Annotated in this window: 19 protein-coding genes; 12 read left to right on the top strand and 7 right to left on the bottom strand. The window is 41.3% G+C overall.

Translation table 11 applies throughout. From position 1 onward, the window contains the following. Nucleotides 1–12 precede the first annotated feature (12 nt). Nucleotides 13–2,070 carry a methionine--tRNA ligase gene (gene metG / locus F988_RS10570; RefSeq protein WP_004682934.1) on the bottom strand — a complete coding sequence of 686 codons (2,058 nt, stop codon included), beginning with the start codon at nt 2,068–2,070 and terminating at the stop codon, nt 13–15. Nucleotides 2,071–2,546: 476 nt separating this feature from the next. On the opposite strand from metG, the gene F988_RS10565 reads away from it, so the two are divergent. The 10 genes from F988_RS10565 (at nt 2,547) to F988_RS10520 (ending at nt 15,237) form a co-directional block, all read left to right on the top strand. Continuing rightward, nucleotides 2,547–3,083 (top strand): hypothetical protein, encoded by a 537-nt coding sequence (locus F988_RS10565; RefSeq protein WP_004682932.1) that lies wholly within the window; start codon nt 2,547–2,549, stop codon nt 3,081–3,083. A 158-nt stretch (nt 3,084–3,241) separates the two neighbouring features. Further along, nucleotides 3,242–4,471 carry an iron-sulfur cluster carrier protein ApbC gene (apbC, locus tag F988_RS10560; RefSeq protein WP_004682931.1) on the top strand — a complete coding sequence of 410 codons (1,230 nt, stop codon included), beginning with the start codon at nt 3,242–3,244 and terminating at the stop codon, nt 4,469–4,471. A 263-nt stretch (nt 4,472–4,734) separates the two neighbouring features. Continuing rightward, nucleotides 4,735–5,328 carry a LysE family translocator gene (locus F988_RS10555; protein WP_004682930.1) on the top strand — a complete coding sequence of 198 codons (594 nt, stop codon included), beginning with the start codon at nt 4,735–4,737 and terminating at the stop codon, nt 5,326–5,328. A gap of 115 nt (nt 5,329–5,443) precedes the next feature. Beyond that, entirely contained in the window at nt 5,444–6,013 is a 570-nt protein-coding gene (dcd, locus tag F988_RS10550; protein WP_004682928.1) for a dCTP deaminase, read from the top strand. A gap of 329 nt (nt 6,014–6,342) precedes the next feature. Then, entirely contained in the window at nt 6,343–7,722 is a 1,380-nt protein-coding gene (locus F988_RS10545) for a hypothetical protein (protein ID WP_004682926.1), read from the top strand. A 178-nt stretch (nt 7,723–7,900) separates the two neighbouring features. Beyond that, complete coding sequence (locus F988_RS10540) at nt 7,901–10,177, top strand: hypothetical protein (protein ID WP_004682924.1); 2,277 nt, start codon at nt 7,901–7,903, stop codon at nt 10,175–10,177. Nucleotides 10,178–10,187: 10 nt separating this feature from the next. After that, complete coding sequence (locus tag F988_RS10535; RefSeq protein WP_004682923.1) at nt 10,188–10,931, top strand: hypothetical protein; 744 nt, start codon at nt 10,188–10,190, stop codon at nt 10,929–10,931. Between the two features lie 26 nt (nt 10,932–10,957). Next, nucleotides 10,958–13,324 (top strand): DUF6160 family protein, encoded by a 2,367-nt coding sequence (locus F988_RS10530; RefSeq protein ID WP_004682922.1) that lies wholly within the window; start codon nt 10,958–10,960, stop codon nt 13,322–13,324. Between the two features lie 159 nt (nt 13,325–13,483). Then, the gene (locus tag F988_RS10525) at nt 13,484–14,533 is read left to right on the top strand and encodes a DUF6160 family protein (RefSeq protein ID WP_004682920.1); all 1,050 of its coding nucleotides are present in this window, start codon (nt 13,484–13,486) and stop codon (nt 14,531–14,533) included. Nucleotides 14,534–14,634: 101 nt separating this feature from the next. Continuing rightward, nucleotides 14,635–15,237 carry a Uma2 family endonuclease gene (locus F988_RS10520; RefSeq protein ID WP_004682918.1) on the top strand — a complete coding sequence of 201 codons (603 nt, stop codon included), beginning with the start codon at nt 14,635–14,637 and terminating at the stop codon, nt 15,235–15,237. 2 nt (nt 15,238–15,239) lie between these two features. Here F988_RS10520 and F988_RS10515 read toward each other — a convergent pair whose 3' ends face one another. Both F988_RS10515 and F988_RS10510 read right to left on the bottom strand, forming a co-directional pair. Next, entirely contained in the window at nt 15,240–16,166 is a 927-nt protein-coding gene (locus F988_RS10515) for a tRNA dihydrouridine synthase (RefSeq protein ID WP_010589208.1), read from the bottom strand. Nucleotides 16,167–16,243: 77 nt separating this feature from the next. Next, nucleotides 16,244–17,053: a cytochrome C assembly family protein gene (locus tag F988_RS10510; RefSeq protein ID WP_004682914.1), complete on the bottom strand. Its 810-nt coding sequence runs from the start codon at nt 17,051–17,053 to the stop codon at nt 16,244–16,246. Between the two features lie 146 nt (nt 17,054–17,199). Between F988_RS10510 and ffh the strand changes: the two genes are divergently transcribed. Beyond that, a complete protein-coding gene (gene ffh / locus F988_RS10505; RefSeq protein ID WP_004682913.1) occupies nt 17,200–18,606 on the top strand; it encodes a signal recognition particle protein in 1,407 nt (468 codons plus the stop codon). A 294-nt stretch (nt 18,607–18,900) separates the two neighbouring features. Here the strand turns inward: ffh and F988_RS10500 are convergent, their stop codons facing one another. Together F988_RS10500 and F988_RS10495 are read right to left on the bottom strand one after the other, a co-directional pair. Next, complete coding sequence (locus F988_RS10500) at nt 18,901–19,644, bottom strand: pantothenate kinase (RefSeq protein ID WP_004682911.1); 744 nt, start codon at nt 19,642–19,644, stop codon at nt 18,901–18,903. Between the two features lie 14 nt (nt 19,645–19,658). Next, complete coding sequence (locus F988_RS10495; protein WP_004682910.1) at nt 19,659–20,435, bottom strand: biotin--[acetyl-CoA-carboxylase] ligase; 777 nt, start codon at nt 20,433–20,435, stop codon at nt 19,659–19,661. Nucleotides 20,436–20,441: 6 nt separating this feature from the next. Here F988_RS10495 and F988_RS10490 point away from each other — a divergent pair, with 6 nt between their 5' ends. Beyond that, nucleotides 20,442–21,242 (top strand): sulfite exporter TauE/SafE family protein, encoded by an 801-nt coding sequence (locus F988_RS10490; RefSeq protein ID WP_004682908.1) that lies wholly within the window; start codon nt 20,442–20,444, stop codon nt 21,240–21,242. 5 nt (nt 21,243–21,247) lie between these two features. Here the strand turns inward: F988_RS10490 and F988_RS10485 are convergent, their stop codons facing one another. Continuing rightward, nucleotides 21,248–21,790, bottom strand: a complete 543-nt coding sequence (locus F988_RS10485; RefSeq protein ID WP_004682907.1) for a GTP-binding protein — start codon at nt 21,788–21,790, stop codon at nt 21,248–21,250. Between the two features lie 14 nt (nt 21,791–21,804). Further along, entirely contained in the window at nt 21,805–22,770 is a 966-nt protein-coding gene (locus F988_RS10480) for a hypothetical protein (RefSeq protein ID WP_004682906.1), read from the bottom strand. Nucleotides 22,771–22,935: the final 165 nt, after the last annotated feature.

The following is a 22,935-nucleotide window of genomic DNA, read 5'->3' as shown; positions in this document are numbered from 1 at the left end:
CAGATCTAAATCTTAAGACACTTTATCACCCGCTTTAGCCCCAGATTCAGGTGAAATCACCCAAACACCTTCACCATTACCCGCCGCAAGTACCATGCCGTTAGAAATACCAAAACGCATTTTACGCGGTGCAAGGTTAGCCACCATCACCACTAATTTGCCTTTTAAATCTTCTGGCTGATAAAACTCACGAATACCACTGAATACGTTGCGTGGTTCAGCTTCACCGACGTTTAAAGTGAGTTGAAGTAATTTATCAGAACCCTCAACGGTTGCTGCTTCTAAAACTTCTGCCACACGAAGATCAATTTTCATAAAATCTTCGATACCAATAATTTCAGCTTCACCCACTTTTGGCTCAGGCTTTTTCTCGGATTTCTTCTCTTTTTTCTTCTCGGCTTTTGGCGCTTCTGCCGCAGCAGCCAAAGAATCTTTAGACGCATCTACCATTGCTGCAACTGCTTTAGGATCCACACGCTGCATAAGCGGTTGGAATTGAGTAATTTCATGTGCCACTAAAATCTGCTTGCGAGATTCAAAATCAAAGCTTTCAAGCTGCAAGAATGCCTGAACTTGAGCCGCAAGTGTAGGAAGCACTGGAGCCAAGTAAATCGCAAGTTGACGGAATAAGTTAATACCGACTGAGCAAACATCATGAACTTGTTGTTCTTGACCTTCTTGTTTTGCAAGTGCCCACGGTTTTTTCTCATCAATATATTGATTCGCTTTGTCCGCAAGTGCCATGATCTCACGAACTGCCGCAGAAAACTCGCGTGCCTCGTATGCCTTGGCAATCGAATCACCCGCATCAATAAAGCTTTGAACCAGCTCAGGTTCAGCACAGGTACTGGATAAAGTATTATTGAAATTGCTATTAATGAATTTTGCACAACGGCTAGCAATATTCACTACTTTACCAACCAGGTCCGAATTTACTTTCTGAACGAAGTCATCCAAATTCAAATCTGAATCTTCAACTTTGTCAGAAAGCTTAGACGCAAAGTAATAGCGTAAATATTCAGGATTTAAATGCTGTAAATAGGTCTCAGCTTTAATGAATGTACCACGAGACTTTGACATCTTCTGACCATTCACCGTTAAGAAGCCATTTACGAATAAACCTGATGGCGTGCGGTAGTTCGCACCTTCAAGCATTGCAGGCCAGAACAATGCATGGAAGTAAACGATGTCTTTACCAATGAAGTGATAGACTTCTTTGTCAGAGTCTTTTTTCCAGAAATCATCAAAACTTAAATCTGGACGTTTAGTTTTGATGTAGTTTTCAAAACTCGACATATAACCAATCGGTGCGTCTACCCAAACATAGAAATATTTGTTTGGTGCATCTGGAATTTCAAAACCAAAATAAGGTGCATCACGGGAAATATCCCAATCAGATAAACCAGCATCGAACCATTCATCCAGCTTATTGGCAATCGAAACAGGTAAACGACCTTGATCACGCGTCCATTTCTGTAAGTATTCTGAGAAATTCGGAAGTTTAAAGAAATAGTGATCTGACGATTTCTCAACAGGCGTCGCACCACTCAAAGTTGAGCGTGGGTTTAATAACTCAGTCGCGTTATAGGTTGTACCGCAGACTTCGCAAGCATCGCCGTATTGATCTTCGGCTTTACATTTCGGGCACGTGCCTTTAATGAAACGGTCAGACAAGAACATGCCTTTTTCAGGATCGAATAATTGTGTGACAGGCCGAACAGCGATATTGCCTGCTTCACGGTTTTTAATATAAATCTCAGATGCACGTGCTTTGTTTGCATCGCTATGAGTTGAATCATAATGATCGAAATGCACACCAAAACCATCAAAATCACGAATGTGTTCTTTCTGAACATTGGCAATTTGCGCTTCAGGACTGATGCCATTGGCTTCAGCACGTAACATGATCGCTGTACCGTGAGCATCATCCGCACAAACGTAAGTCACGTCATGACCCATTGCACGCATCGCACGAACCCAAATATCTGCCTGGATATAACCGAGTAAGTGTCCCATATGGATTGGACCATTGGCATAAGGGAGGGCATTGGTGACTAAAATTTTACGCACGGATATTGTTCTCTCATTCGTATTTACAAGGTGGATGATTTTACATGACTTAAGACAGACTTGCACAAGGGAATCGGTGAAATCTTTTTAATCGGATTAGACTGCCTATGTTAGTTTTAAACTTCATCAAAACTTCACTTTGGCTTCAATCAAAGTACGTCTATTTAAATGAAAATAAACACGGCATCAAATCGCTGGAGAGAAAAATGCGATCTTGGAATTTAGTCTCTGCATCGTTATTGGCATGTTTTATATGAAATCTTCAAAAAAGAGTTTCCAGCCTAAAATTGACTTGATTCATTGATAGGATTTTTATATCCAAAAATTCAAAAAGTTATCCATCAGCAATGATTTGAAGCTTACTGTATTCCAATTGTTTCAATTTGCAGCAATTTCGCCACGCTTTGCCAGAACGTTGTATAAGTATAGCCAGAAAAAAATTGTAGCTTTCACGACATAACAAGAGGAATAACACCATGAGTAATGACAAAATTGATCAGTTAAAAGATTTTGCCGCGAAAGACTTGGCACAGACCAAGGCAGACTTCCAGCAGGCAAAAGATAAGGTCAGTGAGGTGGGCAAAGACATTAAACAAAAAGGTCAGGAAACTGTCGAAGATGTTAAAAACTTTGCATCAAAAGACCATGAGCAAACCAAAACTGACTTGCAGCAGGCAAAAGACAAAGCGAGTGAATTGAAACAAAAAGGGGAACAAACTCTGGATGACTTAAAGAGCAATGCAAGTGAAAAGTATGATGAAACTAAGGCAGCTTTATCAAGCAAGGCGGATGAACTAAAAGATAAATTAGCCGATACTCAACAAGCAGCAAAAGAGAAGTTTGATCACTTTAAGGAAGAGGCCAGCCATAAACTTGATGATGCAAAGGCAAAAGCTGCTGAGTTAAAAGATGAGGCTGCTGCAAAACTTGATGAAATGAAAGCTCAGGCGAGTACTAAGCTGGATGATTTAAAGAAAGCGGCAACCGATGCTGTAAATAAACTCAAAGGTTAATCGTTGCTAAAATTCTAAATCATGGACGTTCATATTGAGAGAAGAAAATACGCTATAAAAAATGAGCAATTATCTTCGTAGATGTGAGCGTCTATTCTGCAATACTGCTAAACTAGCCAAACTCAGTGATATGTTGATCTGTTTTTGGAGTAAACAAAATGTCGTGGCTTTCTTCCTTAAAATCTGTTTTTTCACCAGCGCAAGAAGTCAAGGAAGATGACATCCAAACCGTTCTACAAAACTATAACCTGCCCTATTCAGAGAATCGCTTAAAAGACCGTATTAGTCAGGTCAACGTACAAGAGCATGTTTTACAACTGACCATCAATACCTTTCCACAAGAAAAAGACCATTTACAACAGATTCACGATGAGCTTGCCGAAGCCTTGGAAAAGTGTGGGATTCAGGAACTCAATCTTCATATCATCCAGCAAAAACATGCAGCACATGGCGAAGCTGCGCATAGCTGCTCACCCAAGCCTAAAGCGGAAAATAGCAATTTACCGCCAGTCATGGATGCCTCAGCTAAAGCTGAAACTGATCCGAATAATCCACCAATTCAAAAAGCTGCGCCGCAGCAACGCGATGTGGCAGCCCATCCACGTATCCAGAATGTGATTCTGGTATCGTCGGGTAAAGGTGGGGTGGGTAAATCCACCACTACGGTCAACCTTGCGCTTGCCTTGCAGCAATTGGGTTTAAAAGTTGGGGTCTTGGATGCAGACATTTATGGCCCAAGTATTCCAACCATGCTGGGTAATGCGGGTAGAACCCCCCTGATTGAAAATGAACACTTTGTTCCACTGGATGCTTACGGCATGGCGGTACTTTCGATTGGGCACCTGATTGGGGCGAACAATACCCCAGTGGCTTGGCGAGGACCAAAAGCAACAGGCGCACTCATGCAATTGTTTAATCAAACCTTGTGGCCTGATCTGGATGTGTTGGTGATTGATATGCCACCAGGCACTGGAGACATTCAACTTACGTTGGCACAGCGTATTCCAGTCACAGGTGCCGTCATTGTGACCACACCGCAAAATGTTGCGCTCATGGATGCGGTAAAAGGCATTGAATTATTTAATAAAGTGAACATCCCTGTATTGGGTGTGATTGAAAATATGTCCACCCATATCTGCTCTAACTGTGGACATGAAGAGCAGATTTTTGGTACAGGAGGTGGCGATCAGTTATCTGGGCAATACCATATTCCATTGCTTGGACGCTTGCCTCTGGATGCTAAAATTCGTGAGCATGCAGATAACGGTAAGCCGAGCGTGATTGCACAGGATAGCGCGGCGCAAAGCTATATCAATATTGCCCAAGCTGTAATACAACACATGGAAAAGCTGCCTAAACGCCAAAGAGATGACAAACGAATCTTCTAAAGTAAAAGACCTCTAAATTTAGAGGTCTTTTTTTATAAACCAGAGCTGTTTTACAAACATGATTTAAGCAATACGTTATATTTAACCTATTTAAAATTACCAATTTTTATGCAGTGACTTTAGAGTAAAGTGGACTTGAAATTATAAAAATATAAATAAAACATGTGCTTAAATAATATGCCGTCATAAGTGCTTACAGTTAAAATTTTGCTATGGATGAGCAATTGGATTAATGTAAAAACATCTTTTAGTGAGGTCATTCAATGATTTCATGGTTTTTTATTGGTTTAGTCATCACCATTTTGCTTACTCCTGGCCCAACCAACACCCTGCTTGCATCTTCAGGTATTCAGGTGGGGTTGCGTAAATCATTATTACTCATTCCAGCAGAGGCAATTGGTTATATCATTGCAATCAGTGCATGGGGAATGCTGATCGGCAAAGTTTCTACTACACTACCTTTATTACCCACTTTTCTTAAATTATTGAGCGCAGGCTATATTGTTTTTCTGGCTGTAAAATTATGGCGTACTGCCGATCAGAAAGTGGCGTTAAACCAACCGACCATTCGCCCGCGTGAGTTATTGTGTGCGACTTTACTCAATCCTAAAGCGTTATTATTTGCCTCAGCTATTTTTCCAGCAGTGGCATGGAACAGTCAGCAAATCTACATGGCGCATATGGGTACATTTGTTGCACTGATTCTCCCGATTGCATTGTTCTGGATTTCTGTTGGTGCAGCGCTCGCCACCAATAAAGTAAAATGGCTGTCGCAATCCAAATTACAACGTACCGCATCAGTTGTCTTGGTCAGCTTCTCAATTCCAATTAGCTACTCAGCTCTGATCAATCTCTAATTCTAATTTTCTGCTGCTTTGAACAATCTAGGTAGCAGGGTTCTGTTATTTCCATTGATGTCATTTTGCGTTAAAGTACCTGCCAATCATTCACTTCGTCTTTGGATAAAAAGTCATGGCAATAAAATCTGATCGTTGGATTCGTGAAATGAGCGAAAAACACGGCATGATTGAACCTTATGCAGAGAATCAAGTTCGTTTCGATGCAAACGGAGAAAAACTGATTTCCTATGGGGTATCCAGCTATGGCTATGATGTCCGCTGCGCACGTGAATTTAAAGTTTTTACCAATGTTCACTCTGCCATTGTCGATCCAAAAAACTTTGATGACAGAAGTTTTATTGATATTGAGTCTGATGTTTGCATTATTCCACCAAACTCCTTTGCGCTAGCACGTACTATTGAATACTTCCGTATCCCACGCAATGTATTGACAGTTTGCCTTGGTAAATCGACTTATGCGCGTTGTGGCATTATTGTGAATGTAACGCCACTAGAACCTGAGTGGGAAGGTCATGTGACGCTTGAGTTTTCCAATACAACCAATTTGCCAGCACGTATTTATGCAGGCGAAGGTGTTGCACAAATGCTGTTCTTTGAAAGTGATGAAGTGTGTGAAATATCCTATAAAGACCGTGGCGGAAAATATCAGGGGCAAACGGGTGTGACCTTGCCGAAAACATGATTTGTAAATTACATTTTGCAACAATCATAAAGTTTTTTGGTTGTTGCAATACAAACCTTATATTTAAGGAATAAAAATATAATATTCAGACATATATTTAAAAGAAATTATTTAAGAACAATAATTCATTCATCGGAAAATAAAACGTTTACCTAATATATTTTGCATTTGTGTAAATATTCGGCATAATGGAGAATAGAATTGTCTGCTAAAAACGCCTGAAATTTAAGTGTGCGTGTCCACACAATGGTCAGTGCGAGATGGTGGGCATTAGGCAAAAGTTGCAATAAAAATAAACATAGATGGATGTTTTAAACAAGGAGGTCGTTATGCGACGGTTTAAGTCTCTTCATTTGGCAATGCTGACATTGGGTAGCCTATGCTTAAATTCGGCGTATGCCTCTGATACTTTACACAGTCTTACGGATAGTGAAATGTCTGCGACGACAGGTCAGTCATTATTTACCCTGCAATACCTTGCCCCTAGCGATACTGGTAATTCCTATAACAGCACCAATGGCAATATTGGCTTCTATAAATTTGGTATGGAGGCTGAACTTCAGCTCAACGCAAATATTAAAAAGTTGCAACTGGGTTGTGGTGGTGTAAATGGTGCAAATGCCTGTGATATTGATATTGATAACGTGAGTCTAAGTGGTCTTGGAAATTCATCGACATCAAACACAGATTCCGATGCTGATAGGGCTGCTCGTGTGGGTTCCTCAGCTATTCTGAACAACCCATTTATGCAGCTTGCAATCAAGAATCCTGACAGTGCATCGACTCGACAGCTTGTGGGGGTGAATTTCAGTGCTGAATCCATTCAAGGTTTGTTAACCTTTGGTGAGGAAAACTCTAGTACTAAAAATGGGATTAATTCATTAAGTGGTTATATGGTCACAGCTGCCACCAAAGGTGAGTCAAATGTTAATGGTTTTGGCACGAGCTTGGTGTCTGGTGAGGCAGCAAGAGGTACCCTCAATCAGTCTGACGGTTACGATCCGATTACGGGGAAGGTGTGTTGTTTGCTCTTTGGTGCTGGAACATTAGACTTTGAGACCGAGTCTTATGCATTGAATTTGCGTGACAAGGCGACTGGAAGTAATATTTTAAAAGCTGATTTAACACTACCAGAGCAGGTGATTACGGGTAAGCGAATTACCAGTGCGGCACTGACGGCCAATGCAAAAGTGAGAGATATTGATTTGACTGGTAATATTGTTGCAGTGGCGGGTGGGCTTATAACGTTAGATAGAGAGCTTACGGGCACCTTGCAAAACCTAAACGTAGATGTTGCTATTAATGAGAATCTAGGATTTTTCCATAAAGCGAACTTAAATGGTACAGCGGCTTCTCTTTCAGTGCAGTCACAAAAACTACAATGGCCAGGTAATAAGTCGCTTGCACAAACAGGTTGGTGGTTGGAATTATCTAATCCGATAGACATTGGTTATATTAAAACATCTCAGTCTGTAGATATTCCTAAGTCGACACTGAACCAGACTTTCGGGCAGGTGGGTAGTTACTTAACAGATAATCCAATTTTTTGTGGTAATAACTTGGCTTCAGAATGTTTAACAGGTACTACTATTGCTTCGGGAAATCTTAACCTGATCAATGCAACACGTCCACAAATGACGCTAACGGATTTGCAATTGGCGACACAAAATTTTACTCCTAACTGCTACGGTACCTTAAAATTTTGCTAGACACCGTTGTGGTTTTTTGTTTGTGTAATTATCTTGCAGGCATGATTGATAAAGGTTGTAACTGGCATGCTTATAGCAAAGCTAGCATGATAAAGAAACTATTTGAATTCTGTTTGTTTGATAAAAAATGTCTAAGTTAAATGGATTTTTACGGATAGCAGGAGCAGGAAGAAAGACTATGGAATATAATCATAAAATAACCACGCTAGCACGTTCGATAAGCCTGATTGTGGTTTCTTCAATCTGTATGCCTGCTTATGCCTTGCAGCCTTTAGATGATAGTAGCCTCACAGAAGTTACGGGTGAGGGTATAGCATTTACGCTCAATGACTTTAGTATGCAGTTTAACGGTGCAAATGATAATGCAGGTATAGGTTATACCCGAATTATTCCAGTGGGACCATTAAGCTCAACGATTGACACTTACAACACGAACAATCCAACAACTAAAATTGGCAAAGCTGACTTATGGTTATATGGGCTTTCCATTTCAGGAAATGACGGCGATTCCACAAAACAGTTTAGTGGCAATACTGTCAATATAGGCACAGCAGATAATCCGTGGTTAATCAGTGTGAACACTGTGACCACACCTAACTTTGCAGGTGTTGATAGCTCATTAAGTATCTTAAATATTGAAGCACCTTTATTGACCAATTTACTCACAAGTGATGGCACATTACTGGGAACTGACCCGAATAGCTATGACCTTAAGCTGGGTACATGGGCAGACGCATTTGTTCGTGACCTGAGTAAAACAGAAAATCTTACCGCCACTGACAATCAATTTGGGCTGAATAGTATCGATGCAAATGGGAATCGTTATGTGAATGGCGCGAGTGGGGCAACTACACTACGTGAAAACCGTTTGCGTTTACAGGCGATTATGAATGGAGTGAGTTTAAACGGCACTAATCTTAAACTGTTCCAAACGCTAGATGGGGCGGAAACTGCGACTGGTTTAGGTTCAGCCTACTCAAGTTATAACAATACACTCGGGTTGGCGGCAACTGCCCGTATCAATAGTGGTGCTGCAACGAGTGCTCGTGCGCCGACCTTTACTGTAGGTGCAACTACTTCAGATGTTATAACCCCTGTAAATGGAGCTGTTTCGGCTTGGACACTGCTGCATGGTGGTTGGGAAACATCACTTAGCCCTTCTCAAAGTGGTACGAGTAGTTGTGGAAATAATGGTAGTGTTACCGATAGTCCAAGCTTTAATCAAACTGGCTGTCAATATATGGTACGTAGTCGTACTCGTACAGATAGTAAAACCCGTGTAGTCACCAAAAATATTACATGGGCAAATAGTGGTTTGATCAATAATAAAGTTATTCGTTTAAGTACACAAGAAAAAGGTACAACACAGGGTTTATTATCTACGCCTGCAATTAATGGTGGGACCATGCCAACCTTTGCAGATACTGAAGGTTTATTTTTATATAACCCGAACATCAATCTTGTGTTGGGTACGCAATGGCAACCATTGATCTTCGGGGTAAATGGCAACAATTTGGTCATAGAACTGACCCGTATCCCGAATCAAGAAAATGTCTATAAGCAAATTTATACCGACTATACAGGTGCAGATGCAGCATATAAAGGCGGAACCTGTAGTGTTTATTGGTGCGGGGGAGCAGGTAATGGAAACAGTGTAAATGCTACCCATAGTAGCATTACCATCGGTTCAACGGTATACACCGCCCCTGTAAATACTGGAACAAATAAAACACCATTATTGGTGACCGCCTATAAAGGAGCTGATGCAATTGGGGTGTCATTTGGTGATCTGGCAGCGGCGCAGGGAACGACCACTACAGGTACAGCGACAAATATTACTTATGCCACTACGACACAGGCGGACTATGTAAAGAGAATGAATAATAGTGATAAAACATGGCGGTATTATTGTGATACGCCTGCTGTGACTTTTACTTGTGGTTTGGGTGGAAATAATGCGACTGGTACTTTAAATCAGTGGCAATATGGTGCGACTGTTGTGAATGAGATTGTTACTCAAGATGCTTCTGCTGGTACGAACTACCCTTCTTCTAGTACGAACTACGATTACCCCGTGGCGAATGGAACTGGATACACATGGAGACACAATCAAACTGCTGCTGGGCTGTGTGGGGCTGATACTGACTGTACTTATTATAGTGCAACCAATAACCGTAACTGGGTATACAATCCTGCTACTGGACAAGTAAATATAGGTTCAACAACCCTGCCGTTTGTCACAACAACTGACAATAATTTAGATACTTGGTTAGGTACTCAGGGTAGCACAGCAAGAACAACCAATATTTTATCGGGTACTAGTGCATTGGCCAATCAGGCAGCAACACCAACAGTCCCAACTAATTTTGTACCACTCAATGCGGTAAACCTCGGGTCTGCCGTGATTGATGGTGTGCTGATTCAGCACATGAAAATCACCACCAAAGGACTATAAGGAGAAAACCATGAAAAAAAATATATTGTTTTCTGCTTTGTTGTTGGTGTTTGGTGCTGCCCATGCAGACTTGCAAAGTTTAAATAATCAGCAGTTACAACAGGTTGAAGGGCAGGCGAGTGCGGCCACTATTGATTGGACTTTGCGGCTGAATCAAAAAGAAACCACTGCTGGTTCTGGTGTTTATACATTTGATACCGACACCTGTGCAGACTTGCGCTTTTGTCGTTTTGCCGTTTCTTCTAATAACCGTTATGACAACGGTTCGTATATAGATGCCACTGGTACTATTCGTAAACCAGATGGTAGTGCGGGTACTGCGGCAGATTTGGGTAAAAAACAATGGCTTGTTTTTAAAGGCATACAGGGGAGTATTCAACTGCAAAAAGTCGATATCGATGGTACAGACTTATTGTATAGTTCCGATGCAAATATGACGGGTACACCCGACCAAATTAAAGCGGCCTTGCAAGTGTCATTTAAAGCGGCTAACCCAATTAAAATTCGCAACTTTGGGTTTAATGCTCTGTCGATTGAAACCGATACGGTTGCAAATGAAGGGACAGGAAATGTTCCAGGTTATTTAAATGCCGATAAGTACGGTGCTACAGCAGGTACAAATATTAAGGTCACAACTTCGGTTTATGACCAAGGACGTGAAACAGGTTTTATGGGAATGATGATGAATGGCAATTTGGCATTACAAGGTAACTTAAAAGTGTTTAGTTGTGATGGATCAATGAAACGTTGCTAATTCAATTCGATTCATGGAGGATAGAAATGAAAAATAACAAAAACCGCCAACTGCCTGTATTTCGCCTGACTGCTTTGGCGATGAGTTTATGTGCAGCACAAAGCTCCGTTTATGCCATGCAGGCACTGAACGAGCAAGACTTACGTGCGGTCAATGCGCAAGACGGTATTATGTTGGATACTCAATACGACAGTCTAAACATCGACCACCTGTATTGGGAAGACAATGTTGGTGGGTCAAATACTCCATTGCGTGCCTATGCCGATGGCATCTCGATTACCAAAAATAGTCCAACAGATCATATTGGCACAACGTTTAAAATCAATGCAGGTTCAGACACAGGCACAGGAAAAGCAGGTGTGGACTTAAGCATTGTGTCTCGTTATGGCACCATTGCCGCAGATGCCTTTAAAATTTGTGATGCTGCGGGTAATAACTGTGGTCAAAGCCCATTTGGTTTAACTGTCCAATCGACTAAAGACGCAACTCTGCATTTTATTACCCAAGATGGTTTATTTAGCTCGACCAGTTTATCCACCGCTGAAATTTCATGGGTAGATGTCAATATTTACTTAAGTAATTTGGAAAATACTGCCCAGCCGCTTTCTTCAACCATTAACCAACTTATTTTGAAAGGCTTTAACTTCAATGTGAAAGGTCAGGGTTATATGTATGTTGACCCAATCAAAGGCCTTGTTTTAAGTACAGAGCCAGGTTCAGGTACGGGTACATCAGGTTATTTTGATTTAAATCGCGTTTGTACAGATGCCGCATCATGTGCGACCGATGGATTGAAAGCATGGAACTCAAAACCAGGTCTAAACATTGACTTTGTTGCAAAGAAAAACTCAGGCAATATCAACGGTAAAACGACTTATAACGTAGATAACACTTCGGGTATGATTCGTGTTGGTGCATCGGGTCGCTTAAAAAATGCCAGTTTAACCATTCGAGGGACTAACGGTGCTACAGATACCAATGGTGCCATTTTAGGTAAAGCATATTCGGCTGCAGATGTTGCAAGTACGGCAAATATTATGGGCAGTTCGGGCATTGCCATGCGAGTAAAAGCCGACTTTACCAATGACGGCAGTAACCCAACTACGTTAGAGCTTGGTCATGGCGGTGACAATGCCTATGCATTACAATTTAGCAATTTTAGTCCGTTGCTGATTCGTAAACAGAATAATGGTGGGGCTTTCAACCCAGATGCTGCTTATTTCGATTCGGGCAATGTGTATGTCAACCTTGCCAACACCAAACGCTTGGCTTTGCCAGAAAACTCGGCGTTAAATGCAGCACCATTTCTAGCTGGAAAGCTGACAATATCGGATGATTATAAGCAGCTTGTGCATAGTGCCACAGGGGCTAACCCGAATGCTGTGGTTGTTGCGACACGAGGAACAGACTTTCAGGCTTTATCACGCCATACTGAGTTTATTGCCGATCAAAAGATTTATAATGATGGCGACACGAGCAATGACCCATCAAGCACTCAGGCAACAACGGGAACATGGGGCTTGGGACTGCCGTTTTATAACCTCAACAGTAATCTCGCAATTTATGGCACAACCTTCACAGGTAAGCCTTACGGTTCAGCAGCGGTTGAAAATGCACAACGTTTAGGTTTTTCACTTGGTATGACGACTCAAGGCGTCAGTGCAGATGGTAGTAAAACAACTTCAATTTTATTGATTGATGGTAAAAAGTATAGTCCTACGAGTTTTGATGCAACAACAAAAGTCAGAAATGCTGACCCTGCGGGTGACCCAATTAACTATTATATTGGCGTGCGTAATATTGATATGTTGTTGAAAGGCTACGGTAGTATTGGTATGGAAAACGGGTCGTTAAACCTAAACATTCCAGACTTTATGTTTGCTGCGGCAGGTCAGGTTGCGGTGGGTTATTTACCAGGGTCGCAATATAAAACTTCACTGGGTGGTACTGCAAAATATGCACCTATTGATGGTTTTTTAACAACTAAAGATGTCTTATTTGGCTTGCGTTTACGCATGGCAGGCAGTGTTGACATGACCATGGTGCCAGGTGGCACAACCGCTGAAAGCAACTTTATTAGTTTCGATGGTAATTTAAATTTAACCAGCGGCGCGGTGCAAATAGTAGAGCCTGTTGACGGTTCTATTATTGGTTTAGACAATATTACAGGGAAGCTTGGTTTTAGCAACCAAATTAAAATCCACAAGGACAATGTCGATTTTAATACTGCCTTTACTATTAACCCAAATAAAGATGCCGCAGGTGTGTTGCGAATTAAAGATTTTAATTTATACCCAGCGACAGGAGGGGTTCCAGGCAATGCACAACGGTTGGGTGAAATGGTCTTTACAGGTGGTAAAATTACCAGTAACTTTAATATTACCCCACACTAAATTGCTTTTCCATGCGTGGGGATTTTCAAATGCATGGAATATAAAGAGTGAGGGTGTTTGAACTAAACTTAAAGCCATTTATCTTTTTAAAGTTGCCATCGACTTGAACTATGCTAGACTACAGGTCATATTTTAAACATTTGTCTATGGATTAGGGCAATGCTAAAAAACAAAAAACTAGGATGTTTATCGCTTTTATTGCTCTCCCCTATGGCGATGGCAATGCAACCCCTTGACGATCAAAGTCTTTCTGCTATGACAGGTCAAGACGGTCTGACCGTAAGTGTAAATATTTCTAAGATTGACTTTAAACAAGCTGCAATTATTGATAATGACGGCTTTAGCAATCCAGATGCAACTTTACCAGGGAAAGCGGCTTTAGTGATGGCTACTAGTCCAGGTGGGCCTGCTAATATTGGTATTGATTTTGTGCAAACATTTAATGCAAATGGTTCCATTCAAAATAGTTCGTCTGAATTATTTAAAGCCGTCATAGACTCTGATGCAGGCACAGGCACAAATGGTGCATTCGCCAATGTTGCCTTGACTTTGGGAAGTGATGTAAATGGTCTACGAATCCGTCCATTCTCGGTTTATTTGACACCAGATCAATATGATCCTGGCGATTCTACCAAACACGCGATCTCTACTTTAGTGGGGTCAGACTACACACAACACTCTATTTTTAGTACAGGTACAACACTTAAGTCTGCCAACATTAAAGAGTTATTGCGTGTGAGCAATAATATTGATGTTAAATTTATTACCACCAATAAACCACGTATGAATATTCAACTTGGAGCTTCTCCACAGGGTCATTTAGTAATGTTGGATGGCGCAATTGATTCAGTTTGTGCCCCAACCACCACACAGCCGAATGGTTGTTCATTTAACCTTGTTTCTGAAACAACAGGTTTGAAGTTTGATTTACAAATGTCTGGCAAAGATGCTAACGGTTTCTCTTTGAATGGCTTCTATGCAGGTATTGAAGCTGGCGCAGGTAGTATTCCTGGCGCTGTGGTATTTGGTAATACAGGCACTTCAGATAAACTCAATCTATCCTTAAATAATATAAAGATGGGAGATGAAATTCCTGTAGGGAATTTAAATTCCAATATTTTTAATGGTTTGCAAAATGGCTCACTTGGCAATATTGGTGCAGTAGGTGTTTCTGCAACTAATTTAAAAATGCGTGTCAGTGGTATGTAAATTAAATGCGCAGTTTTCCAAAGCGGCTTCGGTCGCTTTTTTTTATGCTTAAAAAGTGGTAAATGTTTGAGGTCAATCTATTTTGATGAACGGAAATACGCATGCCAGTTGCAAAAAAATATGATCTGATCAGTGAACAGGATTACCTAGAGGCTGAGTTGCTGTCGGATATTCGTCATGAATATATTGATGGTGAAATCTATGCCTTGGGTGGAGCACATAAATATCACAATCTAATTACAGGCGAAATGTTTAGAATATTGGCAAATCATTTACTGGGAAAGCCTTGCCAAACCTATGCATCAGACATGAAAGTTAAAATTGATCAAAAATACTTTTATCCAGATGTCATGGTGGATTGTAGCAATGAAGAGACGGACTACTTTGTTGAAAAACCAAGTATTATCGTTGAAGTTTTATCAAAATCCACTCGTCAGCGTGACAAGACCGACAAACGCCTAGCCTATTTTCAGATTTCGACTTTAAAAGAATATGTCATGATTGAACAGGACTTTGTTGAAATTGAGTTTTGGTCACGAGATCAGGACAATCGCTGGCAACAGTCAGTTTATTATTTAGGCGATGATATTACGTTTCATTCAATTGATTTAACTGCTTCAGTTGAAGATATTTATCGCCAAGTTAAGAATGAAGATATGTTGGCATGGTGGGGAAAAAAACAACAGCAACAGCTTGATTTATAAAACTAACGGTGTAATTGTTGTAGAATATCTTCTAGCTGTTTCATTTTTTTCACCTGATTCCAAAGCGCTTGCGCTTCTGGATAGGCTTTGCTCATCATACCCAGCCATTGTTTATAACGCCCAATCATTCCGACTTCGGTTTTAAATTGACCATTTAAAAAGCGTTGTTGCAACTCAACCAAATCCTGCCATGACAAAACAGCTCGATCCTTATTCTGACGGATACATAAGGTTAAATCTGGCGTGGTGACTGCACCACGTCCCAACATGATGTCTTGGCAATGTGATTGTTGCAAGCATGCTTTGGCATCTGCATTATTCCAGATTTCACCATTGGCAATGACATTGATTTTTAGTGCTGCAGTAATCGGCTGAATTTTTTCCCAGTAGGCGGGTGGGGTATAACCATCGGCTTTGGTCCGTGCATGCACTGTAAGCCAACTTGCGCCAGCATCTTCTATGGCATGCGCATTATCGAGGGTGTGGTTCTCGTCTAAATAACCAAGGCGCATTTTTGCTGAAACGGGAATATGTGCAGGAACAGCATCACGAACAGCTTTTACCAGTTGGTGTACTGTTTCTGGCTCATCCAGTAAGACAGAACCACCACGATGACGGTTGACCGTTTTGGCAGGACAGCCAAAATTTAAATCAATGGCTGGTGCGCCCAATTCCACAACTTTCGCGGCATTGGCGGCCAACATCTCTGGATTGTTTCCAAGAAACTGCACATGCACAGGTGTACCCGCTGCGGTTTTACCATCAGTTTTTAATTCTGGGCAGAAGCCATAATACACATGCTCTGGCAGAATGCTTTCGGTAATACGAATAAACTCGGTCACGCACCAATCAAAACTGCCAACATGGGTGAGCACATCACGCATGATTGGATCAGTCAGACCTTCCATTGGGGCGAGGATAAGTTTCACGGTCATTACCTAGTAAAGCAAAAACAGCGTTATACGCATTTTAAGATAGGCTGTCCAGTGTTTTAGGATGTCTGAATTTAGCGGCCTAAAATCATTTCTAAAACAAATTTACTGCCGATAAAACCAATTGCAAGCAGGACAAAACCTGTAATGGTAAAGCGAATTGCTTTACGTCCGCGCCAACCAAATTTGTAATGCCCAATTAAAAGTGCACCATATAAAAACCATGAAATAATACTAAAAGCGGTTTTATGTGCAAGGTGCTGGGCAAAGAAGTTATCAATTGTAAAAAAGCCAAAGAGAAGTGCAGCAGTGAGTAAACCAAAACCTGTGATGATCAAGTCGAACAGCAGGGATTCCATGATTTGAAAAGGAGGTAAGAGGTTGACCCAAATGCGTTTTTTTTGTTTCTTTTTCAGTTCCCTGTCCTGAAACCAGAGCAATACCGCCTGAATGGTTGCCATTAACAAAACAGCATAGGCGGAAAGGGATAAGATAATGTGTAAATCCAGTCCAACGGAATGTCGTTCAATCACTTGATTCGGTTGACTAAAAGCATATCCTAAAATTAAACCAATTGCGGCAACAGGAGTGCCAATTAAATTTAATGGTAAGATTGGTCGAATTAAACTTAAAATTAAACTGAGTGCCAGCATTAGTCCCGAAGTAAAAGAAATCAGGTTAAACACATCATAATTTACTCCCATTGGTGTCATCATGTCCCGATACAGTATAGCGCCGTGCAGGACCACTCCAAAGCTGACAACAAGACCATAGCACCAGAGATTTGGGGTACGTTTTGACATTAGGTGGATAAACAAATACCAAAAGGAACTGGTATATGCAACAAGTGCCAAAATTGTGTAAACCAAGGGGAGACTGATCATGTCAAACCTTTTTGAGGAGGATGAATAATATTCACCATATAAGATATAAATTCGCTTCGAACTACAGTATCCTATAGCATTCTATGCATAAATTTTCTATTTTAAGAAAGATTTTTTGCAACTAGCCATTTTAAGCGGATTTCGCAATGTTTGATACCTTAACAGAACGACTCACACAGAGTTTAAGAAATGTTACTGGCTCAGGGCAGCTGACCGAAGACAATATTAAAGATACCTTACGTGAAGTACGTATGGCACTTCTTGAAGCCGATGTGGCGTTACCTGTAACTCGTGAGTTTATTGCGAAAGTTAAGGAAGAGGCGCTTGGGCAGGAAGTGATGACTCAGCTTTCCCCAGGTCAGGCATTTGTCAAGATTGTCTATGATGAACTCACCAAGATGATGGGTGAGGCCAACGAGACTTTAGATTTAAGCGCAAAGCCGCCTGTGGTGGTGTTACTTGCAGGTTTGCAAGGTGCAGGTAAAACAACAACTGCCGCAAAATTAGCGCGTTTTCTGAAAGAGCGCCAAAAGAAAAAAGTAATGACGGTTTCTGCTGATGTCTATCGTCCAGCGGCAATTAAGCAGTTAGAAACAGTATCGAATGAAGTTGGAGTGGGTTTCATTCCATCAGAAGCATCTGAAAAGCCAATTGATATTGTGAATCGTGCCATTGAACAAGCTAAAATCCAGTTTGCTGATGTTTTAATTGTCGATACCGCAGGACGTCTGCATGTCGATGAAGACATGATGGATGAGATTAAAGAATTACATGCTGCGGTGAAACCGACCGAAACTTTATTCGTTGTCGATGCAATGACAGGTCAGGATGCGGCTAACACAGCAAAAGCGTTTAACGATGCTCTGGCTTTAACGGGCGTGATTCTTACCAAAACGGATGGTGATGCACGTGGTGGTGCTGCACTTTCTGTTCGTGCGATTACAGGTAAACCGATCAAGTTCTTAGGTATCGGTGAAAAACTAGATGCACTTGAGCCATTCCATCCAGATCGTGTTGCACAACGTATCTTGGGTATGGGTGACGTACTTTCTTTGGTCGAAGAAGTTGAACGCAAAATCGACAAAGAAAAAGCCGAAAAAATGGCGAAAAAACTGCAAAAAGGCGGAACTTTCAATTTTGAAGATATGCTGATGCAGTTTGAGCAAATGAGCAAGATGGGCGGTATGATGAGCTTTCTGGACAAGCTACCAGGTATGAGCAATTCGGGCATTCAGGATGCGATTGCACAAGCAAACCCTGAAAAGCAGGTCAAGCGTATGGAAGCCATTATCCAGTCCATGACCGTCAAAGAGCGCCGTAATCCAGACCTAATCAATGCCAGCCGTAAAAAGCGTATTGCCGCAGGTTGCGGTATGGATGTTGCCGAAGTGAATAAACTGATGAAGCAACAGGCGCAAATGGCAAAAATGATGAAGAAGTTTGCCAATCCATCGGGTATGAGCAAAATGTTGAAATCACTTGGCAATATGCAGAAACAGTTTGGTGGTGGCAATATGGGACCATTATTTGGCAACAATGAACCAAAGAAATAATCGTTTTCAGTTTTGAAAAGGCGCTTAATGCGCCTTTTTATTTTTTAGTTTAAATCAATAAGTGTATAAATTTAATACAAAAAATCAACATTAGATAAAATCCCAACATAAGAGTATTGATGCTAAATATTTGTTTTATATTTGGAAATATTATTAATTATGTCGCATTTTTCTAAAAATAAAGTGTTTATCATACATTGTGAACATGCCGATCCAGACCAGCATTGGTATGGCTGGCTGGAAGAATAACTTAAAAATCTGAATGTGGCTTAAGCGGCATATATTACAGACGCTTCAAAGCCTACTTAAAGTGGAACTGAGCTGAACATAGTGTTTTAAACCCTTTAGCAATAAATCAGGTTCAATCTGCGGCTGGTAATGTCCCAAAAATTTGGCAAACAAGTTGGCATCACCGCCTGTTAAGATCAGGTGTTTAGGAGAGTGATGCATAATCTGGTCAATGGTGCTGATCAGGCCCAACAGAATCCCATGATGGACAGCATCAACTGTGTTGTGTCCAGGCTTTAGATTATCAAAAGCGGAATCAGGAATTTTAATACCTTTGGTATTTTGAATGAGTGAATCTCGTTGCAAATACAGGTTTGGCAAAATATAGCCACCTAAATGTTGTAACCCCTCAACCAGATCAATGGTTAATGCTGTACCACAGCCGATCACACAAAAACTTTCGTTCGGTTTTGCCACCGCCAAGACCTGTAACCAGCGATCAATCCCAAGTTGGCTTGGCACATCATAGCCGCATTGCAAGCCAGCATATTCTGCATGAACCTTTGCAAAGATAATCGGAATGTCCAGAACAGCCAGAATCATTTGAATACGCTGGTTGTTTTCTGCATCCAGTACTGAGGAAATACCCACCCGACTGAACTGTTGATGGCGAAAATGCTGGATCAGGCCTAAGAGTAAATCTGCGGGAGACTGTAGATGAAGTTCAGCCGCGTGCTCAAGCACCTGGTCATTTTCAGTGACCCAGTATTTTAGCCGTGTATTGCCAATATCAAGCCATAAACTTTTCATAGGATAACGATTTCTCAAATTTCAGCCAAGCGTAAGCGACCTTGATAAAACTGCTGTGCTTGATCAGTTTTAATGATGACAGCACCGTCATTGGAGATACCCTGAAAACGTCCCTGAAGCTTGCCTTGGGCATGTTCAAATTCCACCTGCTGATTTAGCCAAATGGCATGATGGTTAAAACGTTCAGCCAGATTGTAGCTGCCATGTTCAAACCATTGTGCTGCCTGCTGGATGGCAGTATACAGTTCGGCAATCAAGTTCAGACGCTCGATTTGATGCAAACCCAGCCTATGCAATGAGGTGATGGGCTGGTCTGCATTCTCAACAGGTGGCGTATTCAGATTGATGCCAACCCCAACAATGGCTTGATTCACGCAGAGTGACTCTACCAAAATCCCACCCCATTTGCCTTGGGGGCTATACAAGTCATTTGGCCATTTAACCTGTAGGTTTAAGCCTTGCAAGCTTGGTATTTGTAGAATATTCAATGCAACTTCAAGAGCGAGGCGACCATCCAGTGCTGTCTTGCTTTGAATCAGTGTGCTTAAATAAACGTTTCCTTCAGGAGAGACCCATTGTCGCTGGTGCTGACCACGACCCTGAGTCTGCTGTGCGCTGCATACCAATCCTGTGCTAATGCCTTTTTGTGCAATTTCACGCATATCATCATTGGTCGATGTGGTGGTGGTTTTTAATAAAACCACTTCGGGAAACTGATTTTTTGCGTTGAGTAATTGCTGTAACTGGCAGATTGCGAAATCATCCATCATTTTTACAAGTAGAGTGGTCATGTGTTTATGGAGTTAATCATATATTTGCTGATTGGTGCAATTGCTGGATTTACTGCAGGTTTGTTTGGGGTGGGTGGTGGCCTAATTATTGTGCCAATTTTATATATCGTCTTTACTCAAATGAATTATGACGCGAATGTGATTATGCATGTTGCCGTGGGGACATCCCTAGCCACCATTATTGTGACCTCAATCAGCTCAGTGATGGCACATCATAAAAAAGGTGCGGTGTTGTGGCAGGTGTTCCGTAATTTGGCGCCAGGATTGGTGCTGGGCTCATTTATGGGGGCTGGAATTGCCGATCTTATGTCAGGCCAGCATTTGCAACTAGTGATCGGTGTTTTTGCGGTATGGATGGCGTATAAGATGTTTAGAGGCGCACATGCGCTTGTTGATGCAAATCGTCATTTGCCATCAGCACCCTTGCAGTTTGCTGCGGGTGGGGGAATTGGGGTGGCTTCTGCTATTTTTGGGATTGGCGGTGGCAGTTTAACCGTGCCTTACCTGAACCGTCATGGCGTGGTGATGCAAAAGGCGGTGGCTACTTCAGCAGCCTGTGGCCTTCCAATCGCTGTGGCTGGGGCCTTAGGTTTTATGTGGTTTGGTGCCAAAGAGCAGATTGATGTTCCAAATACCATTGGCTATGTGCATATCTATGCTTTTCTTGGGATTAGTGTGATGAGTTTTATCACGGCTAAATTTGGTGCCAAAGTCGCACATCGCCTATCTCCTGCGATGTTGAAAAAATGCTTTGCAGGTTTACTGGTAGTGGTTGGCTGTTATTTCATTTATAAAGGGCTGATGTAGGCCCTTTAATTCACCAGTCCATAATGCACTTCAACGCTTGCAATCAGGGTTTCAACCAGAAGCAAGACATCATCCTGTTGCCGTGCATCGACAAAGAACAGTGGATAATTCAGTTCCCTTGTTTTCAGCCAATCCCGATAGATGGACAGGGTGCGTTCTGGCTTACGGTCAATATGGGTAACGGCAATCACAATATTGTTGCCAAAAGGCTGGAATGCCTGCACATACTGCTCTAGGTCAATTAGTGGATTTTCTGCGGTGTGGTCAATCATGACAATGGTTCCAATCGCACCCTTACAAATCACCGCCCAGATAAAATCAAAACGGTCCTGTCCTGGCGTGCCGTATAAACCGACCTTGACTCTATCTTCCAGTGTCAGCTCGCCATAATCAATTCCCACCGTGGTGAGTAGCTTTTCATGGGATTCGGTATCGGTATTCAATGCTTCAGTGCTCAGCACCTCAATTTCTGATAACGTTTGGATGGCGGTTGACTTCCCTGAACCCATGGTTCCGCCAAAGACAATTTTATATTGATGTAAAATCATAAGTTTGTCCCTAATCAAAAGCCTAAACGGTTACGCAAGCGGCCAAACAGCTTTTGCATAAAATGTTGTTCAGTCTCATTTTTCTGGATTTGAGGGCTATATTTTGCTTCCCGATCCTTGATGAGTTTTCCGAAATTTGTACCCAGACAGGCAGCAACGAAATGTCTTACTCTCTGTTCAGGTAGCTTGAGCTGGGCTGCAACGGTATCAATCTTTGCACCTTGGGCAAAACAGGCTGACATTCGCAAAATGTCCTGACGATCAATCCTGTTTTTTGGCTGTGGCCAAATTTCTAAATAGAAACTTGATGCAGAGGGGGGGCAAAGTTCATTAAAATCTTTTGATGCCCAAAGTAAATTCCACAACCATTGTTTTAAATCTTGTTGTGGTGTCTCTGTGATCCAAAGTTGGTCATTTTGTGTGGCGTAGGTGTAATTTAAGCTTGGATCTGTATGTAATGTTTGTAGCATCGGATTTTGCCAAACCCATTCGTTACGAGGGTCTGCAATTGCAACTAAACCATTGTGATCAAATAACTGAATTTTGCCATTTTTAGGTTTGAGGATTTCTTGTAGAACTTCCGTGATTTGTTTCCGATGAATTGTAGTATTGGTTGCTTGAGGTGGGGAAACTTTCTCTATCGCAGCATTTTTAGCTAAGCGCTCATTTAGCCATTGATGTAGTGAGTGAAGATGATTCAATGGTAGATATAGAATGTCATCTTCGATTGAACCATTTTTATCAGCATTATTGGCAATTTGTAGAACATTAATATGGTTATTTTTGATTAAGCTTTTGATATTCGGTGAATCAAAAAAGATATGATTGATCATCAAAATATCGAGATGTGGTTCAGCAATATTGCTCCAATTGAGTTGGATATGACTAGGAATAGCAGTTTGTATATGTTCTTTTAATTCATTTAATGTTCTGAGACTGAGCCCAAAAATTGCGATATTGACAGCCTGATGAACACCCATGATACTACTCATATAGAATTACTGAACACTTTAGTAAAATGAAAAATGTTTTTAGTTTAATAAAAATATTCTCTGTACACGACAAATTTCACAGAACCCTTATCCTATCAGGATTCTGCTTTCTTAAAATTGCCAAAATTTCCTTAAACTCTTCTTTTTTCCCAA

The sequence above is a fragment of the Acinetobacter parvus DSM 16617 = CIP 108168 genome, assembly GCF_000368025.1.
Lineage (GTDB): Bacteria > Pseudomonadota > Gammaproteobacteria > Pseudomonadales > Moraxellaceae > Acinetobacter > Acinetobacter parvus.
The sequence above is the reverse complement of the archived record's forward strand: the minus strand, read 5'-3'. Positions and strand labels throughout refer to the sequence as shown.

Coding starts and splice junctions, on each gene's coding strand:
- F988_RS10520 (WP_004682918.1), top strand. CDS start 14,635: ATGCCAGTTGCAAAAAAATATGATCTGATCAGTGAACAGGATTACCTA.
- F988_RS10480 (WP_004682906.1), bottom strand. CDS start 22,770: ATGGGTGTTCATCAGGCTGTCAATATCGCAATTTTTGGGCTCAGTCTC.
- F988_RS10510 (WP_004682914.1), bottom strand. CDS start 17,053: ATGATCAGTCTCCCCTTGGTTTACACAATTTTGGCACTTGTTGCATAT.
- F988_RS10545 (WP_004682926.1), top strand. CDS start 6,343: ATGCGACGGTTTAAGTCTCTTCATTTGGCAATGCTGACATTGGGTAGC.
- dcd (WP_004682928.1), top strand. CDS start 5,444: ATGGCAATAAAATCTGATCGTTGGATTCGTGAAATGAGCGAAAAACAC.
- F988_RS10500 (WP_004682911.1), bottom strand. CDS start 19,644: ATGAAAAGTTTATGGCTTGATATTGGCAATACACGGCTAAAATACTGG.
- ffh (WP_004682913.1), top strand. CDS start 17,200: ATGTTTGATACCTTAACAGAACGACTCACACAGAGTTTAAGAAATGTT.
- F988_RS10535 (WP_004682923.1), top strand. CDS start 10,188: ATGAAAAAAAATATATTGTTTTCTGCTTTGTTGTTGGTGTTTGGTGCT.
- F988_RS10485 (WP_004682907.1), bottom strand. CDS start 21,790: ATGATTTTACATCAATATAAAATTGTCTTTGGCGGAACCATGGGTTCA.
- F988_RS10540 (WP_004682924.1), top strand. CDS start 7,901: ATGGAATATAATCATAAAATAACCACGCTAGCACGTTCGATAAGCCTG.
- F988_RS10530 (WP_004682922.1), top strand. CDS start 10,958: ATGAAAAATAACAAAAACCGCCAACTGCCTGTATTTCGCCTGACTGCT.
- F988_RS10495 (WP_004682910.1), bottom strand. CDS start 20,435: ATGACCACTCTACTTGTAAAAATGATGGATGATTTCGCAATCTGCCAG.
- F988_RS10490 (WP_004682908.1), top strand. CDS start 20,442: ATGGAGTTAATCATATATTTGCTGATTGGTGCAATTGCTGGATTTACT.
- F988_RS10565 (WP_004682932.1), top strand. CDS start 2,547: ATGAGTAATGACAAAATTGATCAGTTAAAAGATTTTGCCGCGAAAGAC.
- apbC (WP_004682931.1), top strand. CDS start 3,242: ATGTCGTGGCTTTCTTCCTTAAAATCTGTTTTTTCACCAGCGCAAGAA.
- F988_RS10525 (WP_004682920.1), top strand. CDS start 13,484: ATGCTAAAAAACAAAAAACTAGGATGTTTATCGCTTTTATTGCTCTCC.
- F988_RS10555 (WP_004682930.1), top strand. CDS start 4,735: ATGATTTCATGGTTTTTTATTGGTTTAGTCATCACCATTTTGCTTACT.